Consider the following 17,493-nt stretch of genomic DNA (forward strand, 5'->3'; position numbering starts at 1 on the left):
TATGGAATTTACTAAAATGCACGGACTCGGCAACGACTTTATTATCGTCTATGGAGAACAGGAGCTGCCTGCCAATGCCTCTGAGCTGGCTGTAACGCTCTGCAACCGGTTCTTCGGGATCGGAGCTGACGGACTGGTGTTCATCCTGCCCTCCCAGCGCGGGGATTATATGATGCGTATTATGAACTCGGATGGATCGGAAGCGGAACAGTGCGGTAACGCGATCCGCTGCGTCTCTAAATATGTATATGATCATGGCCTCGTGAACTCAGAGGAAATCGTCATTGAGACTATTGGTGCAGGTGAGCAGAAAGTTACATTGAAGGTTAAGGACGGCATAGTCGAGACTGTAACTGTGGATATGGGCGAGCCGGTACTGTCCGGTCTCCAAATTCCGGTTGCTATTGATGCGGAGCCTGTACTGAACCAGCCGCTTGAAACGGAAGGGGAGGCATTCAAATTCACTGCGGTGTCTATGGGTAATCCACACTGTGTAATTTACGTGGAAGATGCGGTGTCCTTTGACCTGGCGACCTGGGGACCAAAGCTGGAAGTGCATCCGCTCTTTCCGCGAAAAGTCAATGTGGAATTCGCAACTGTTCTCGATCGGGGCCGCGTAGATATGCGGGTCTGGGAACGTGGTGCCGGACCGACACTGGCCTGTGGGACCGGAGCCTGTGCGACACTTGTATCGTCTGTGCTGAATGGTCTGACCGACAGATCGGCCTGGATCAGTCTCAAGGGCGGGGATCTCTTTATCGAATGGAATGAAGAAGACAATCATGTATATATGACAGGTCCTGCTGAAGTGGTGTATACAGGGACAGTTGAAGTATAAGGGAACCGCTAAACAACCATATGAGTCAAGCCGTAAGCCAAGCCGTCACGCATTGTGACGGCTTTTTTGTCATGCTACAGCCGGAAATCAGCCGAATAATGGAAGAGCCTGCCGTGAATAATAAGCTCCAGTGTGAGAAAGGAGGAGTCCACGGTGAACAGAAACGGCAGATTCTGGCGCAGTAGTGACGGCGGGAGGAAATCGCCGGCAGGCTCTTCAAATGCAGGAAATGAGAATGGCAGTGGCACATCCGGACTCAGCGCTGTACTTGACGAGACGTTGGACAATATTAGAAACGAGCTCGGCAACAGCCCGGATCTCAAAATCCGCCACGTTCTTCTCCCTGGAATGGTACCCGTCAAAGCAGCGGCTGTTCATTTCAGCGAACTCGCGAATTCGGACAGCGTCAACCAGTTTGTGATCGGTTCTCTGCTGGAGGTCTCAGTTGACAATTTCAGGGATGGTAAGGGAGGGAGCACGAATCTACCGGACTATATCCTGAATCGAGCCTTGGAGATCGGGCAGGCAAGCAGGATGGAAGTGTGGAACGATGCACTGCTGGCCCTTCTCTCGGGAGAGACACTGATCCTGCTTGACGGCTATTCAGCAGTGATTTCCTGCGAGACGACGGGTGGAGAGTGGCGCGCTGTCGGTGAGCCAAGTTCCCAGCTAGTGGTGCGGGGTCCCAAAGACAGTTTTGTAGAGTCGGTTGCTACAAATGTATCGCTTATCCGGAGGAGAATCAAATCGTCTAAGCTCAGGCTGGAATATATGAAGATCGGCAGTGTTACTCAAACCTATGTGGCCTTGATGTATATTCAGGACACAGTGGATGACAAGCTGCTGGCTGAGGTCAAATTGCGGCTGAACCGGATCAAGATCGACGCAGTACTGGAATCAGGGTATATCGAAGAGCTTATTCAGGACAAGACTTTTACGCCATTTCCGACGATCTACAATACGGAGCGGCCCGATTCCGCAGTAGCAAATTTGCTGGAGGGACGTGTGGTGCTGATCGTGGACGGCACGCCATTTATTCTGGTACTACCAGCGGTTTTTACCCAGTTCTTTCAATCCTCTGACGATTATGCCCAGCGGTTTGATATTTCCCTGTTGATGCGCATTATCCGGTATATCAGTTTTATCGTGCTGATGCTTGGACCAGCCGTATACATCGCCCTTACTACCTATCACTATGAAATGATACCGACCACGCTACTGATCAGCCTTCTGGCCCAGCGAGAGAACGTTCCCTTCCCAGCTTTTGTAGAGGCATTGTTGATGGAAGGAGCCATTGAAATTCTAAGGGAAGCAGGGGTGCGTATGCCTCGTGCAGTAGGGCAGACGGTGTCTGTTGTCGGGGCCTTGATTCTTGGCCAGGCCGTGGTGGAGGCAGGAATCATTACACCGGTAATGGTCATCGTGGTCGCCTTGACGGGGATCGCAAGCTTCGCTATTCCCGCCTACAATATGTCGATTGCGGGTAGACTAATCCGTTTCGTCTTTCTGTTTCTCGCCGGGATGTTCGGTTTCTTCGGGATCACACTAGGTATGATTGTCCTGGTTGCACATATGAACAGTCTGCGTTCTTTCGGCATTCCTTATCTGTCGCCGATCGTTCCACCTTCATTAAAATCCCGCAAAGACACTATTTTAAGACTTCCACTGTGGGCTAAGGGAGCGAGCAAATCACGGCACACGACGAGGGTATCCGTTCCGTCGGGCAAGAAGATCACCAGCGGGCATGAGGAGAATCTCTCACCCAAGATTCCGGAGGAGCATGCCGAGACAACCGGCCCCATGGAAGGAAGAGATCAGCATGAATAGAAAATTCCTGCGAGGGACAGTGGCAGCACTATGTTGCATCGCAATACTCGGGCTGACGGGCTGCTGGGACAGTGTGGAGCTGAACCGGAGGGCTGTAGTCACCGGAGTAGCTATTGACAGGGGGCCATCAGAGGAGGAGAAATACGAACTATCCTTTCAGGTGGTCGTCGCAGATGAGATTTCTGGGAAAAACGCCCGGAGCACCTCGCCCGTTGCAGTCTATACCGGCAGAGGGCGCTCCATGTTCGAAGCCCTTGCCAATGCTTCCCGTCAGACCGCTCGTTTTCTGTCGCTTGGCCATGTCCGGGTACTGGTCATTTCCGAGAAGTTCGGGAGGGAAGGGATCAAAGATATTATGGACGTACTGGAAAGGGATAGTGAGACGCGCCTGACGAGTTTTATGTTCATCTCCAAAGGGCAGACAGCAAAGGACAGTTTGACGACAATGACGGTGTTCAGCAAGATTCCTGCTAATGATCTGGTGGAGAAGCTGGAGACTACCTCCAGGCAGTTTGGCTACAATTTCAGAATGGAAGTAGACGATGTGGTCCGGGGGCTTCAAATTCCGGGCGGAGGCCCGCTCATCAATGGTGTACTGGTCTCCGGGGATGAGAAGAAGTCTGATACCAATGACAATTTAAAAAGCATTGCTCCAAAAGCAACATTGAAGGTGACGGGTATTGCCGCTTTTAAAGCAGACAAACTAGTGGGTTGGCTCGAAGGCAGCGAAGCTGTTGGCACGGCATTGTTGAAGAACAAAATCTCACAGATGCCGCTGTTGGTCAAAAGCGGGAAGGGAAACTACGTGTCGTTTAGTGTCTACCTGTCACAAGTCAAGGTCGAGGCAGAGGCGGACAATCCCGAAGATCCGCTGATCACGATTAAAATCACCCAGCAGGCAGGCCTGAAGGAATCTCCCAATAATTTAGACCTCACTAATCCCAAGGTGTTGAACGACCTCTCAAAGTTATTGCAGCAAGAAACTGAGAAACAACTAACGGCGGCGCTGACAGCAGCCCGTAGGATGAATAGTGATTTTCTGGGCTTTGGGGAAGCCGTGAAGAGAGACAACAAGAAGGGCTGGAAGATGGTAGAGAATCATTGGGAGCAAATATTCAAAAAATGCCGGGTCAAGTATGAGATTGATGCAGTGATCAGACATACAGATATGCGCAGTAGCTCTTTTCAGGCAAATTAGTCCGGATTAAGGGGTGAGATTATGAATAAAGGCAGCGTCAAAATTGGATTATTCGAAATATTTACACTGACCCTGCTGTTCGAGCTCGGGACGGCACTGGTAGTGAATCTTGGCATGGAATCGGGAAAAGATGCCTGGCTCTCCATACTGATTGGAGATTGCATCGGTCTATTCGTTTTTGTAGGGTATGCTTTTCTCTACAGGCGTTATCCAAAGCTGTCTTTGACAGGCTACACCCGGAAGCTGCTCGGAAAATATATCGGCGCGGTGGTAGCGGTGCTGTACGTTATTCTGTTCATGAATCTGGCGGGGCGCGATTTGCGGGATGGAAGTACAATGCTCGTTATGGCGACCATGCACCGGACGCCGTTGTTTATTATTTCTGTGCTCATGATACTATCCTGTGCCTATGTGCTGCACAAGGGCGTGGAGGTGCTGGCGCGGACATCATTGATATTCGGGGTGATCGTCCTGTCTATCGGGATCTTCTGCACGATTTTGCTGGTTCTGTCGGGGTCGATCGATATCAACCACTTGCTACCAATGTTAGAAAACGGGATTCAGCCCGTCCTGTCTTCCGTTGTGCATCAGAATTTCATGTTTCCTTTTGGGGAGATGATCAGCTTCACCATGCTAATGCCTTACTTGAGCAACCGTAAAAAAGGACCTTGGGTCATCGGTGCAACGATGTTTTTATCCGGCCTGCTGCTCAGTTTTACAATGGCTTTGAATATTTCGGTGCTGGGCGCCGATATCGCGAAACGGTCTCCGCTTCCTCTGATGCCCACCATCAGCAAGATTTCCATCTCGGATTTTATCCAGCGCGTTGACATCTTGGTTGTGATGGTGCTAATTATCGGCGTATTCTTTAAAATGGCGGTTTTTTTTGCCGCAGCGTTGGTGGGGCTTTCCGAGCTGTTCAACTTGCCCTACCGGAAAATGGTCTACCCGGTATCCCTGATTATCCTGTTCACTTCCATGCTGGACGCCCGCAGCTTTACCGAGCATTTGCAGGAGGGCGGGAAGCTGCTTTATACGGTATATCCCGTCTTTATGCTGCTGTTCCCCGCGATTCTGATCCTTCTCTCCTTCATAAGGGGTCACCGTTCGCCGCCCCGCTCAGGCTGATGTCCTGTGATCCACTGCTTAATATCGGGGATCACCAGACACAGTAGCATAATGAAAGCTGTCAATTTCTCGGAAGGCGTGTAAAGTAAATAGTTCAGGATATATGAAATATTATCCAGGCCGTAGCCGAACATCCAGTCTCCCAAATACAGATAGAGCAGACTCAGTCCACACAGGAGCAGCAGGATTGCGTATTTCCGCAGCAGAAGCTTTCTTGTTTTATTCATCATAGGTACATCTCCCTTGTTCTGGCTTCAGCTAGTATGGGGCAATTGCCACAGGGACATGCATCTTCAGCGGTAACGGGAAATTGCTTTACTATGAAAGCTTATCATTCATCCCGAATTATGTTACATTAGTATGAAACTGATGTCAGGGGAGGGCTTGCGGTGAAGCCGGATTTACGTTCCGCATGGGGAAACAAAGTGCTTGTCGGTGATGGCGCGATGGGTACATTTTTATATCAGAAAGGCTTCCCTGTAGGGATCTCTTATGAAGAATTGAACTTGACCTCTCCGGAGGTTATTGAGGAAGTACATCGTAGCTATATTCAGGCGGGAGCGGTGCTGCTGGAGAGCAATACCTATTCGGCTAACTATGATAAACTGTCTAAATTTGGCTTGGAATCCAAGGTCGAAGAAATTAACCGGACAGGTGTGAGGATTGCCCGGCGTGCTGCTGGAGAGGCTGGCTATGTTGTTGGGGCCGTTGGCTCTATCCGTGCCGGGAAGCGGGCCAATCTGTCCTCTTCGGAGCTTAAGAAATATTTCACACAGCAGATTACCGCATTGTTGGAAGAGGATGTAGACGGCATTATGCTGGAGACGTTCTACGATGTCGAGGAAATGCATTTGGCACTCAAGACGATCCGCAAACACAGCTCGGTGCCGGTGATCTGCCAGTTCGCCATGGATGATACAGCCCGGACACTGGACGGGCTTACGCTGCCGGAGGCGTTCCGGATTCTGGAGCAGGACGGCGCCGATATTATTGGCTTCAACTGCCGTACCGGCCCGATGGGGATCAAGCGTGCTCTGGGCACACTCCAGGGAAGCCTGACGCTGCCGGTCTCCATATACCCGAATGCGGGTATAGCGGATTATGTGGATGGACAGTACAAATATGGGGCGTCGCCGGAGTATTTTGGCCAGATGGCGATGACCTTTGCAGAGATGGGCAGCCGAATTATCGGGGGCTGCTGTGGAACAACTCCGCAGCATATTGCGGAAATCTCGAAGGCGCTGGCGGGTTACGAGCCAGAGGCGCTGCCGGAGCCGACAGTGAAGCCTGTTGAGCGTATTACAATTGCAGAGCATTTGAGCGACGAGACCGGACTGGGCGGAGGAGAGCCGACTCTGGTTGACCTCGTTAAGGAACGCCATACTGTAATAGTTGAGCTTGATCCGCCGCGTGATCTGGATATTAACAAGTTCATGAAAGGCGCAGAAGCGCTGCGCCGCGCGGGTGCTGATGCGCTGACACTGGCGGATAACTCGCTGGCTGTTACCCGCATGAGCAATATGGCGCTTGGCCATCTCGTACAGGCACGTACAGGGCTGCGCCCGCTGGTGCACATTGCCTGCCGGGACCGTAACCTGATCGGCACACAGTCCCATCTGATGGGCTTCGATGCACTGGGCGTCAACCACGTTCTGGCTGTAACCGGCGACCCGGCTCGCTTCGGCGATCTGCCAGGATCAAGCTCGGTGTATGATCTGACCTCATTTGAAATTATAAGAATGATCAAGCAATTGAATGATGGCATTGCATTCTCGGGCAAACCGTTGAAGCAGAAGGCTAATTTCGTGATCGGGGCTGCCTTTAATCCTAACGTTAAGCATCTGGATAAAGCGGTACAACGTCTGGAGAAAAAAATCGCCTCCGGTGCGGATTATATCATGACCCAGCCGGTCTATGATCCAGAGCTGATTGCCAATATAGGTAAAGCTACAGCACATCTCAGCGTGCCTGTATTCCTCGGTATTATGCCGCTTGCGAGCGGTCGTAACGCTGAATATCTCCACAATGAGGTACCCGGCATTCAGCTGTCTGAAGAAGTCCGGAACCGCATGAGCGGTCTGGAGGGCGAAGCCGGACGGGCCGAGGGTGTGGCGATTGCCAAGGAGCTGCTGGATGCGGCTACGGAGCATTTTAACGGAATTTACCTGATGACGCCTTTCATGTTCTACGATATGAGCGTACAGCTGCTGGAGTATGTATGGCAGAAGTCCGGGCGCAAATTGTCCCCCTTGTTTCGTTAAGTATAATCAATTACAATAGTGTAATGGATGTGATTCCGTTGTCATTTAGCATGACCGGATACGGTCAATCGTCCCTGCAATTCGGCGGTTACAAGATTACGTTCGAAGTCAAATCGGTGAATCACCGGTACTGCGAAGTTGTGCTGCGGATGCCCCGGGATTGGATGGTTTATGAGGATGTACTGAAGCGCAAGGTGCAGCAGCACATCAAACGGGGACGGGTAGATGTAGTTATTAACAGGGAGCGCGACGAGGAAGCCGCTGCCGGCCTGGTGTTGAACCAGGCCGCAGTGAAGTCCTATCTTCAAGCGGCGGATACGCTGCAAGAGTCGTTCGGACTTATCGGCGAACTCAGTCTGCGCGACCTGCTCTCATTGCCTGGTGTAATGGAAAGCAGGGAGGGAACTGCGGGTCTTGACCCGGTATCCCCCGAAGTTCTGTCTGAAAGGCTCGAACAGGGCCTGGATCAGAGCCTGCAATCCCTTATGGAGATGCGTGTCCGTGAGGGCGACTATCTGGGTGCAGATTTGGAACAACGGCTAAGCCATCTGGAGAAACTTCATGAGGATATGGTGGAGCTGGCTCCAACGGTTGTAAGTGAATATCGGGACAAGCTGCGCCAGCGGCTTGGTGAACTGAATGATGGAACTTTCCCTTTCGATGAGCATAAATTTGGAATGGAAATCGCCATCTTTGCCGACCGCTGCAATATTGATGAAGAGCTGACCCGGCTCCACAGTCATTTCGAACAATGCAGAAGCCTACTACGAGGGGGCGAACCGGTAGGGCGTAAACTGGATTTTCTCATTCAGGAGATGAACCGGGAGACGAATACTATTGGCTCCAAATGTAATCACTTGACACTGGCTGGCTGTGCGCTGGAAATGAAAGCGGAGCTGGAGAAAATTCGGGAACAGGCGGCGAATTTAGAGTAACCAAGCCTTGATCCACAAGCGAAGATGTAACTTATTGGGGGGAACAAACGGAACATGGCCATTAAACTTATCAACATCGGCTTTGGAAATATCGTGTCGGCAAACCGTATCATTTCCATTGTCAGCCCGGAATCGGCGCCGATCAAACGCATCATCCAGGAGGCCAGAGACAGGCATATGCTGATTGATGCCACCTACGGCCGCCGTACCCGTGCCGTCATCATTACGGATAGCGATCATGTCATCCTGTCTGCGGTTCAGCCGGAGACTGTCGCGCACCGCTTGTCCAGCAAAGACGACGATAACGACGAATAACGATTAAATGGAGTGTATTATGTCAAAAGGATTGCTGATCATATTATCCGGCCCATCCGGTGTTGGTAAAGGAACTGTCTGTACTGCGCTGCGGCCAAAGATGCCGGAATTGATTTATTCCGTATCAGCTACAACCCGTAGCCCGCGTGCAGGTGAAGAAGACGGTGTCAATTATTTTTTCAAAAGCAGAGAGCAGTTTTTGTCCATGATCGAAGCCGATCAATTGCTCGAATACGCAGAATACGTGGGTAATTATTATGGTACTCCGCGTGATTTTGTGGAACGGACACTGGAGAGTGGAAAGGACATTATCCTGGAGATCGAGGTGCAAGGTGCCTTGAAGGTAAAGGAGAAGTTCCCGGAAGGCATCTTTGTGTTCCTGCTTCCGCCGTCCATGGATGAGCTCAAGGACCGCATTCGCGGCCGTGGCACCGAGCATCCTGATGTCATCAATCACCGTATGTCGGTGGCAGAGGATGAGATCAGCCTAATGCAGCATTATGACTATGCTGTCGTTAACGATGAGATCGATCTGGCCTGCAAGCGAATAGAAAGTATCATTATCGCCGAACATTGTAAGATCAGAGAACTGTAGGTCGGTTCTATCCACAGTAAATTATAAAGAGGTGCTCACGTGTTATATCCATCCATTGATGAAATGATGAACAAAGTGGACAGCAAGTATTCGCTCGTTGTCGCTGCATCCCGCCGTGCCAGACAATTGCGCGAAGGCGGAAAGACTGATATCAAATCTCCTAAATCCCACAAGTTCGTTGGGGTTGCTCTTGAAGAAGTCTATGAGGACCGTATTATCGTAACAAAAGGGGAAGAAAACTAGTCCCAAACAGCTTCAGCATAAACGGAGGCCGCCTTCCCAAGAGGCGGACGCTGCCGTTTTTTTTCTGAGTGGAGAAGCTAAAGGTTGAAGTGACAATTTAGCGATAATAGCCCGGACGGGGCTGTTCCTGACAACCGGAAGGTTGTTATTTTTTTAAATATAAGGATGTATATGTTCTACGCTTATATTTCTCGCAGAAACGGATACCGTCCCTTAAAGGACGGCAAAGCCGTTTCTACTTGCTCACATGATCGTTCAATTGCAGGATGAGTATGAGGAGGAGGATCATTTTGAATAGCTTGAAGGGGAAAAAAATTGTACTTGGCGTAACCGGAGGGATTGCAGCTTTCAAAGCGGCTGCTTTAACTAGCAAGCTGGCCCAGAAAGGGGCCGATGTACATGTTATTATGACGAATTCGGCCAAACAGTTTATCACGGAGCTGACGATGCAGTCATTATCCAAGAACCTGGTGTACAGTGATACGTTTCAGGAGCGGGACCCGTCTCTTTTTGCACATATAGACCTTGCCGGCAGCGCAGATCTGGTGCTGGTTGCGCCAGCCACAGCCAATATTATCGGTAAAATGGCCCATGGCCTGGCAGATGATATGCTGTCTACCACACTTCTGGCTACAACAGCCCCTGTCATGGTGGCCCCGGCTATGAACGTGCACATGTACCAGCATCCTGCTGTTTTGAATAATCTTGATATTCTTGCCCGACGGGGTATTCAGTTTATTGAACCAGGTGAGGGTATGCTGGCTTGCGGTTATGTGGGTAAAGGAAGACTGGAAGAACCGGAAACGATTGTGCAATGTGTTGAACGTTTTTTTGCCCAGCAGGAGACGGTGACGTCAGGACCTCTATCCGGTAAAAAAGTGGTTATCACTGCAGGCGGAACCGTGGAACGGATTGATCCGGTCCGTTATATTTCTAACGATTCATCCGGGAAAATGGGTTTTGCGCTGGCCCGTGCTGCAAGGCTTATGGGTGCTGAAGTCACTCTGATTGCGGCCCGTACAGATGAAGCTCTACCGCAAGAAGCCGGTATTCATGTGGTGCGGGTACAATCTGCTGAGGATATGTATAACGCTGTGATAGCGCACTGGGAAGATTGCGATATTCTAATCAAAGCTGCAGCCGTCTCAGACTACCGTCCAAAGTTCAGCGCGGATACCAAAATCAAGAAGAGCGGAGACACGATGACGCTCGAGCTTGTAAAAACAACGGATATTTTGGAAACACTGGGCAATAAGAAGGAAAAACAGTTTCTGATCGGTTTTGCAGCCGAGACGGGTAACGCGGAGATGTATGCGAAGGACAAGCTGGTCCGCAAGAACTGTGATTTGATTGTAGCTAATGATGTAGCTATACCGGGAGCCGGTTTTGGGACGGATACGAATATAGTATCCATCTATGACCGGGATGGACTGGTGAAAGAGCTGCCGCTGTTGTCCAAGGACGAGGTTGCGAAGCAACTGCTCATCCTGGCGGCAGAACGAACCTCCGGAGTCTCTTTATAATGGATATAGCCAAGGTCATTGTCGATGTACCTGTACGCAGCACTGACCGGCCTTTTGACTATAGTATCCCGGAATCGCTGAAGCTCTGGATTGAAATCGGCAGCCGTGTTGCTGTTCCCTTCGGGCATCGTACGGTGCAGGGCTTCGTTGTATCCCTGGAATCCGGGGAAACCGGATCAATGTCAGGACTAAAGCCGATTCAGGAGGTGCTGGACCTTATCCCTCCGCTGTCGCCGGAACTGGTTGAGCTAGCAGATTGGATGAGCCGGAAGTATGCGTGCAGAAGAATTTCCTCTCTACAGGCGATGCTGCCCACTGCATTGAAGGGCAAAGCTGAACGGCTGATCTCGTTGGGCGAGTCTGCAGATGAATTGTCCGCGGCGGATGGGACTGACGGATTTTTCCCTGAAGAAGAATTGTTCCCGATGTTTACCGATACAGAGAGCGAAGAGCGGGAGATTACCGAATTTGTGCGGCGGGCCGGGGAAGTGTCCATGAAGCAATTAACCCGGTCTTTCCCGGATGCTGCGGAGACGGTGAAGTTCATGCTGCGCCGAGGTGTTCTGTCGGAAAGTCAGAGCATCAAGGACAAGATGGGCAAGAAAAAGATAAAGGTCGTAGACCTGACTATGGATGTTGATTCGGCTCGTGAGGCGCTTGATGGCTTCCCGGCAAGGTCAGCACGGCAGAAGGAAGTATTTACCTTTCTGATTGAGATGGCTGCGATGTTGCCGTTACCTCTCAAGGAAGTATTAGCGGTCTTACAGGTGACAGCAGGTACAGTGAAGGGACTGGAGGAAAAGGGATATATCGAGATCGGTGAGATTGAGGTGTACCGTGATCCTTACCAGGGACGTGACTTCAAGCCAAGTAAGCCTTTGCCGCTTACGCTGGAGCAGCAAAGTGTGTACTCACGTATTGCGGCCACGGTAGATGAACAGCAGCATGAAGTATTCCTGCTGCATGGTGTAACCGGCAGTGGTAAGACAGAAATCTATCTCCAGTGCATACAGCGTTGTCTGGATCAAGGTCGGCAGGCGGTGGTGCTAGTACCGGAAATTTCCCTGACACCGCAGATGGTGGAGCGGTTCAAGGGCCGTTTTGGCAGCGGTGTGGCTGTGATGCACAGCCGCTTGTCGGCCGGGGAACGGTATGACGAATGGCGCAAGATTCGCGAGGGGAAAGCAACGGTTGCTGTCGGAGCGCGTTCGGCGGTGTTTGCACCGTTTACTAACCTGGGATTGATTATCATGGACGAGGAGCACGAGACTTCCTACAAGCAGGAAGAGAATCCGAAGTACCATGCCCGTGATGTTGCGGTCCGCAGGGCGGAGCAATGCGGGGCTGCGGTTATTCTGGGCTCTGCGACACCGTCGCTGGAGAGCTACCATGCCGCACGATCGCAAAGTGACATTCACTTCTCGCCAGTGCTGCTGGAAATGCCCAGTCGTGCACTTGGTAACCCATTGCCGAAAGTGCAGGTAGTGGACATGCGCGAGGAGCTGAAGGACGGCAACCGTTCGATGTTCAGCCGCAGACTGCATGCAGCGCTGGCCGAACGTCTGGAGCGGGGAGAGCAAACGGTGCTGCTGCTGAACCGCCGGGGCTTTTCCACCTTCGTCATGTGCCGGAGCTGCGGGTATGTAGCTACCTGTCCGGAATGCGATATTTCGCTAACCTTTCACAGCCGCAGCAACAACCTGCGCTGTCATTACTGCGGTCACGCCGAGCCGGCGCCGCAGCTCTGCCCGGAATGCGGCAGCGAGCATATTCGTTTCTTCGGGACCGGCACGCAGCGTGTCGAGGAAGAGCTCGGTAAGCTTTTTCCCGGAATCCGGGTGATCCGGATGGACGTGGATACCACCACGGAAAAGGGGTCGCATGAGAAGCTTCTGGGCCAGTTCCGGGATAAAAAAGCCGATGTGCTGCTGGGAACACAGATGGTGGCCAAAGGTCTTGATTTTCCCGACGTAACTCTTGTTGGTGTCATCACTGCGGATTCGGCGCTGAATCTGCCGGACTTCCGCGCAGCCGAGAAAACGTTCCAGTTGCTCACACAGGTGGCTGGTCGGGCGGGACGCCATCAGCTCCCGGGTGAAGTGGTTGTACAGTCCTATACGCCGGAGCATTATTCCATTATCCATGCCAGCGGGCATGATTATCATGCCTTCGTCCGCGACGAGTTGAAGCATCGCAGAGGCCTGCATTATCCGCCATACTGTCGGCTTATTCTTGTGACGCTGTCGCATGAGCAGCTTCCGCTGCTGTTGCGGCTGGCTGAGAATTATGCGCTGAATATTCAGGGTAAAGCGAAGCAGCTTCGTTGGTACGGAAGTCTGGACAAGCTGTCCGCGGATGCACTCGATCTGCTGGGTCCGGTAGCTTCGCCGCTGCCGCGCCTGAAGGGCAGATACCGGTTCCAGTGTATGATCAAATGGCGCGGGAGTATTGATGCGGTAGGACTGGCGCGCCAGGTAGCGGCTGAGCTGGAAGATTCCGCGCGGGATACAGGGCTTCAAATCAGTATTGATGTAGATCCGCAAATGTTGATGTAAGTCGGGATCGTGTTACAATAGGCAAAAGAATGATTGCAGGGTTATTAATGTGAACTTGAAAATCTAACGCTCTGGGTGGATCATGGGTGGAATCCATTGTGTGCAAGGGTGCGATTTGAGATAACCCCGGGTATCTCGGGTATCTTAGGTATCTTAGGTAAATTAGGTGACTCAGGTATCACAGGAACTCAGGTATCTCGGATAACTTAGGTGACTCAGATGTCTCATGTATCTAAAGCATCTCAGGCGTCTTGGATTCTTAGGTTCTCAGGTATCTTGCGTATCTTGTGGTGCATGTGTGTCTTGTATAACACTTCCATAGCCGTTCATTCTTAAGCTCGGCGAATAGAGTGGGTTTAACTTTGATGAATTTGGGGAGCAACAGCGACCGCAGTTCACACTTCGCGGGGATATCGCCTAAGTCGACGTTCGAGCTTAACAGGGGCTTTGATAACAGGAAAATTTACCGTTAATTCTCTCTTTTCGCCTTATTTCTCATAAATAACGGGAATTTATCCCGTTAAAAACCTCTTTTCACCTTAATTGTCTAGTTATGAGGTGATTAACGGGAGTTTTTCCAGTTATTTTTAGAAAAGAAGAGAATTAAACCAAAATAACAGGAGTTATTCCCGTTATTTTTATTACTCCCATGCCCTATCGAGTGAAGTTGAGCTTTTTGGCGCATTAGTCACCTGAATGAGTGAAATCCTTGTGAGCCAAGGGTTTATTTTGTCCCTTAGGCTATAAAATGGCCTTCCAGCAACAAAGTGGCTGGTAAGATACAAAGTGGCTGGTAGGATATAAGAGCCCGTAGGATACACAGTGGCTCGTAAGATACAAGAAGGCTGTTATTTAGACGTCGGCGTCATTTTCGAAATGACGTTGTGTTCTTAAATGCTTTATATATCTCTTTATTAAATTAATAATACAAACATGTATCAGAACAGGGATGGTGTTGTTAAAATGGCAATACGTTTGATTGTAAAAGAACCGGATGAAGTGCTTCACAAAATAGCAAAAGAAGTAAAGGCTGTAACGCCAAATGTGCAAAAGTTGCTTGATGATATGGCAGACACCATGTATGACGCGGAGGGCGTAGGTCTTGCTGCCCCGCAGGTCGGCATTCTAAAACGGCTTATTGTGGTTGATGCAGACGAAGAGCATGGCCTGATCAAAATGATCAATCCGGAAATTGTTTCCACTGAAGGCGAGCAACTTGGACCAGAAGGGTGCCTCAGTATCCCTGGCCTTAATGGTGATGTCCGCCGTGCGGAGACAGTGACCGTACGTGGTCTTGACCGTGAAGGCAAAGAAATTACAATTACCGGCAGCGGATTGCTTGCCCGAGCCTTTCAACATGAGATTGACCATCTGAACGGCGTGTTGTTCACGGACATTGCCGAGAAGGTATACGAATATACGGCTGAACGCAACGAATCCGAGGAGTGATCTGATGAAGATAGTATTCATGGGAACCCCGGCTTTTGCCGTGCCCAGTCTACAAATGCTGGTGGAAGAGGGCTACGAGGTTGTAGCTGTTCTCACCCAGCCGGATCGGCCGCAGGGCCGAAAAAAAACGCTGACCCCTTCTCCGGTTAAAGAAGCGGCGCTGGCACTGGGTCTTCCGGTGCTTCAGCCGGAACGTTTGCGTCGTCCGGAAGCAGTAGCTGAGCTGGCGGCTTATGCGCCGGATTTGATTGTTACCGCCGCTTATGGGCAGATTCTGCCCAAGTCGGTTCTGGATCTGCCGCAGAACGGATGTGTGAACGTTCACGGTTCGCTTTTGCCAAAGTATCGTGGAGGCGCTCCGATCCAGCGTTCGATTATTAATGGTGAAAAGGTTACAGGTGTGACCCTGATGTATATGGCAGAAGGACTGGATACCGGTGATATGATCTCTCGTGTCGAGGTACCGATCGAAGACGGAGATACCTCTGGTGATCTGTTCGAGAAGCTGAGTCTGGCTGGACGCGACTTGTTGAAGGCTGAAATGCCCCGCCTTGCGGCCGGTCGTGTGGACGCGGTGGCACAAGAGGAGAGTGAGGCTACCTATGCGCCGAACCTGAGCCGCGAGGATGAGCGTATAGACTGGAACGTGTCTTCACGTGACATCTATAACCGTATCCGCGGGCTCGTGCCGTTCTCCGGTGCGTTTACCCTCTGGAACGGGGAGACGTTCAAGGTATGGGCAGCGGGTAATCCTTCGCTGGCTCCTACCGGGAACGGCGGTCAAGCCGCACCAGGCACGGTGCTGGCGGTGGAAGCACAGGGCGTCGAGGTGAAGACCGGCGACGGCAGCCTGCTTTTGACGACCGTGCAGCCGGCAGGCAAAAAGGCCATGAGCGCCGCTGACTTCAGCCGCGGGGCAGCGATGAAGCCTGGCACGGTGCTAGGATGAGCGGCGGTAGTAATAGCGCAGGCCGGAATGGCCAGCGCGGACATTCATCCCGCCAGGACGGAAGCCGTCCGCCGGGCGCAGGGAAAGCCGCCGCCGCAGGGAAAACGGTAGCCGCAGGGAAAGCAGCTACCGCAGGAAGCGCCGCTGCTGGCAAAGCCAGCGGTGCAGGCAGCAGCAAGGGCGGCGGCGGTAAACAGGCCTCGGCCCGCGAAGTGGCCTTGGATGTACTGGTAAGAGTCGAGCAGCAGGGGGCTTACAGCAATCTGCTGCTGAACAGCAGCTTGCAGAAATCTTCACTGAGCCGGGAAGATACGGGACTGGCTACCGAGCTAGTCTACGGAACTATCTCCAGAATGAATACGCTGGATGAAGTGCTTGAAGGGTTCGTCAGCAAGGGAATCGCCAAGCTGCAGCCATGGGTACGTAATTTGCTTCGTCTGAGTCTGTACCAGATTATGTATCTTGATCGCGTTCCATCGCATGCAGCCGTGAACGAAGCTGTGAATATCGCCAAGAAGCGTGGACATCAGGGCATCTCCGGGATGGTCAACGGGGTCCTGCGCAGCGTGCTGCGCGCTGGTGACCTTCCTGTATTGCCGGAGAATCTCGGTCCGGCGAAGCGTATTTCTATTCGGCACTCGCATCCACTGTGGCTAGTAAAGCGCTGGATTGATGAGTATGGTGTGGAGACGGCAGAGGCGATGTGTGCCTCCAATAATGAGCCTCCCGCTGTCAGCGTTCGTGTCAACACGACGATGATCAGCCGTGAACGTCTGCTGGAGAAGATGGCGGCAGAGGGGCTGGAGGTTTCGCCTTCGAAGGTCAGTCCTTACGGGATTGTCATCAAGGGTGGCGGCAATCCGGCGCTAACCTCATGGTACCGGGACGGTTATCTGTCCGTTCAGGATGAAAGCTCTATGCTGGTAGCTGAGGTTGTGGCCCCGGAACCGGGTATGAAGGTGCTGGACTGCTGTGCCGCTCCAGGGGGTAAAACCTCGCATATGGGCGAGCTGATGAAAGACGAAGGCACGATTCATGCCAATGATCTGCATCCGCATAAAGCTGCATTGATTGCGGATCAAGCCCGGCGGCTTGGGCTGGAATGTGTCGTGACGGGAAGTGCCGACGCTTTGGACCTGGAGCAGAAGTTTGAGCCAGGCTCCTTCGACAGAATCCTGCTAGATGCTCCTTGCTCCGGCCTTGGCGTGATTCGCCGCAAGCCGGATTTGAAATGGCGCAAGCAGCCCGAGGATATCGATAGTGTATCTGCGCTTCAGCGGCAGCTGCTCCAGTCGGTCTCCCGGCTGCTTAAACCGGGGGGCGTGCTGGTGTACAGTACCTGCACGACAGAGAAAGCGGAGAACGGGGAAGTCGTGGCCTCCTTCCTGGAGCAAAACCCTGATTTTGCACCGTTAACCTTTGCTTCGGAGGTCTGGAATCGCCTGGAGGGGACGGCTCTGGCTGCAGGGGAGGGAATCCAGCTACTGCCCCATCATTATGGCAGTGACGGGTTCTATATTGCCCGACTGCAGCGAATCTTGTAATATAGTAAAGGCGAAGGTAAAACCTTTACTACCCCGCCCACCGGGCCCGGTGCGGCGGGTTTTCTTTTACCACCTTTGAAATTTGTGTTAAACTAGAAAGAATGAGAAACAATAAGCATATCCTTATGAAAGA

At 51.8% G+C, this 17,493-nt stretch carries 15 protein-coding genes; 14 read left to right on the top strand and 1 reads right to left on the bottom strand.

The genetic code is table 11. The features are described from left to right. Position 1 precedes the first annotated feature (1 nt). From dapF to HPT30_RS28060, 4 genes are all read left to right on the top strand, one after another. Entirely contained in the window at positions 2-838 is an 837-nt protein-coding gene (dapF, locus tag HPT30_RS28045) for a diaminopimelate epimerase (RefSeq protein ID WP_175374551.1), read from the top strand. 153 nt (positions 839-991) lie between these two features. Beyond that, positions 992-2,665 carry a spore germination protein gene (locus HPT30_RS28050; RefSeq protein ID WP_175374552.1) on the top strand — a complete coding sequence of 558 codons (1,674 nt, stop codon included), beginning with the start codon at positions 992-994 and terminating at the stop codon, positions 2,663-2,665. Then, positions 2,658-3,863 carry a Ger(x)C family spore germination protein gene (locus HPT30_RS28055; RefSeq protein ID WP_175374553.1) on the top strand — a complete coding sequence of 402 codons (1,206 nt, stop codon included), beginning with the start codon at positions 2,658-2,660 and terminating at the stop codon, positions 3,861-3,863. Before HPT30_RS28050 ends, HPT30_RS28055 begins: the two co-directional genes overlap by 8 nt. A gap of 21 nt (positions 3,864-3,884) precedes the next feature. After that, positions 3,885-4,991, top strand: coding sequence for a GerAB/ArcD/ProY family transporter (locus HPT30_RS28060; RefSeq protein ID WP_175374554.1), 1,107 nt, complete (start codon positions 3,885-3,887; stop codon positions 4,989-4,991). Here the strand turns inward: HPT30_RS28060 and HPT30_RS28065 are convergent. Then, complete coding sequence (locus HPT30_RS28065; RefSeq protein ID WP_175374555.1) at positions 4,964-5,221, bottom strand: hypothetical protein; 258 nt, start codon at positions 5,219-5,221, stop codon at positions 4,964-4,966. The genes HPT30_RS28060 and HPT30_RS28065 overlap by 28 nt on opposite strands. 159 nt (positions 5,222-5,380) lie before the next feature. Between HPT30_RS28065 and HPT30_RS28070 the strand changes: the two genes are divergently transcribed. The 10 genes from HPT30_RS28070 (at position 5,381) to rsmB (ending at position 17,360) form a co-directional block, all read left to right on the top strand. After that, a complete protein-coding gene (locus tag HPT30_RS28070) occupies positions 5,381-7,252 on the top strand; it encodes a bifunctional homocysteine S-methyltransferase/methylenetetrahydrofolate reductase (RefSeq protein ID WP_175374556.1) in 1,872 nt (623 codons plus the stop codon). Between the two features lie 38 nt (positions 7,253-7,290). Next, on the top strand, positions 7,291-8,187 hold the full coding sequence (locus HPT30_RS28075; protein ID WP_175374826.1) for a YicC/YloC family endoribonuclease: 897 nt from the start codon (positions 7,291-7,293) through the stop codon (positions 8,185-8,187). Positions 8,188-8,241: 54 nt separating this feature from the next. Further along, positions 8,242-8,502, top strand: coding sequence for an extracellular matrix/biofilm regulator RemA (remA, locus tag HPT30_RS28080; protein WP_006209218.1), 261 nt, complete (start codon positions 8,242-8,244; stop codon positions 8,500-8,502). A gap of 19 nt (positions 8,503-8,521) precedes the next feature. Continuing rightward, positions 8,522-9,097 carry a guanylate kinase gene (gene gmk / locus HPT30_RS28085; protein WP_066370710.1) on the top strand — a complete coding sequence of 192 codons (576 nt, stop codon included), beginning with the start codon at positions 8,522-8,524 and terminating at the stop codon, positions 9,095-9,097. 39 nt (positions 9,098-9,136) lie between these two features. Beyond that, a complete protein-coding gene (rpoZ, locus tag HPT30_RS28090; protein WP_175374557.1) occupies positions 9,137-9,340 on the top strand; it encodes a DNA-directed RNA polymerase subunit omega in 204 nt (67 codons plus the stop codon). A gap of 272 nt (positions 9,341-9,612) precedes the next feature. After that, positions 9,613-10,863, top strand: a complete 1,251-nt coding sequence (gene coaBC / locus HPT30_RS28095) for a bifunctional phosphopantothenoylcysteine decarboxylase/phosphopantothenate--cysteine ligase CoaBC (protein WP_175374558.1) — start codon at positions 9,613-9,615, stop codon at positions 10,861-10,863. Further along, entirely contained in the window at positions 10,863-13,418 is a 2,556-nt protein-coding gene (gene priA, locus HPT30_RS28100; protein ID WP_175374559.1) for a primosomal protein N', read from the top strand. Before coaBC ends, priA begins: the two co-directional genes overlap by 1 nt. Before the next feature lie 963 nt (positions 13,419-14,381). Continuing rightward, positions 14,382-14,867: a peptide deformylase gene (gene def, locus HPT30_RS28105; protein ID WP_175374560.1), complete on the top strand. Its 486-nt coding sequence runs from the start codon at positions 14,382-14,384 to the stop codon at positions 14,865-14,867. Between the two features lie 4 nt (positions 14,868-14,871). Then, complete coding sequence (gene fmt / locus HPT30_RS28110; protein WP_175374561.1) at positions 14,872-15,816, top strand: methionyl-tRNA formyltransferase; 945 nt, start codon at positions 14,872-14,874, stop codon at positions 15,814-15,816. Beyond that, a complete protein-coding gene (rsmB, locus tag HPT30_RS28115; protein WP_175374562.1) occupies positions 15,813-17,360 on the top strand; it encodes a 16S rRNA (cytosine(967)-C(5))-methyltransferase RsmB in 1,548 nt (515 codons plus the stop codon). Before fmt ends, rsmB begins: the two co-directional genes overlap by 4 nt. Positions 17,361-17,493: the final 133 nt, after the last annotated feature.

It is taken from the genome of Paenibacillus agri, assembly GCF_013359945.1.
Classification (GTDB): domain Bacteria; phylum Bacillota; class Bacilli; order Paenibacillales; family Paenibacillaceae; genus Paenibacillus_AQ; species Paenibacillus_AQ agri.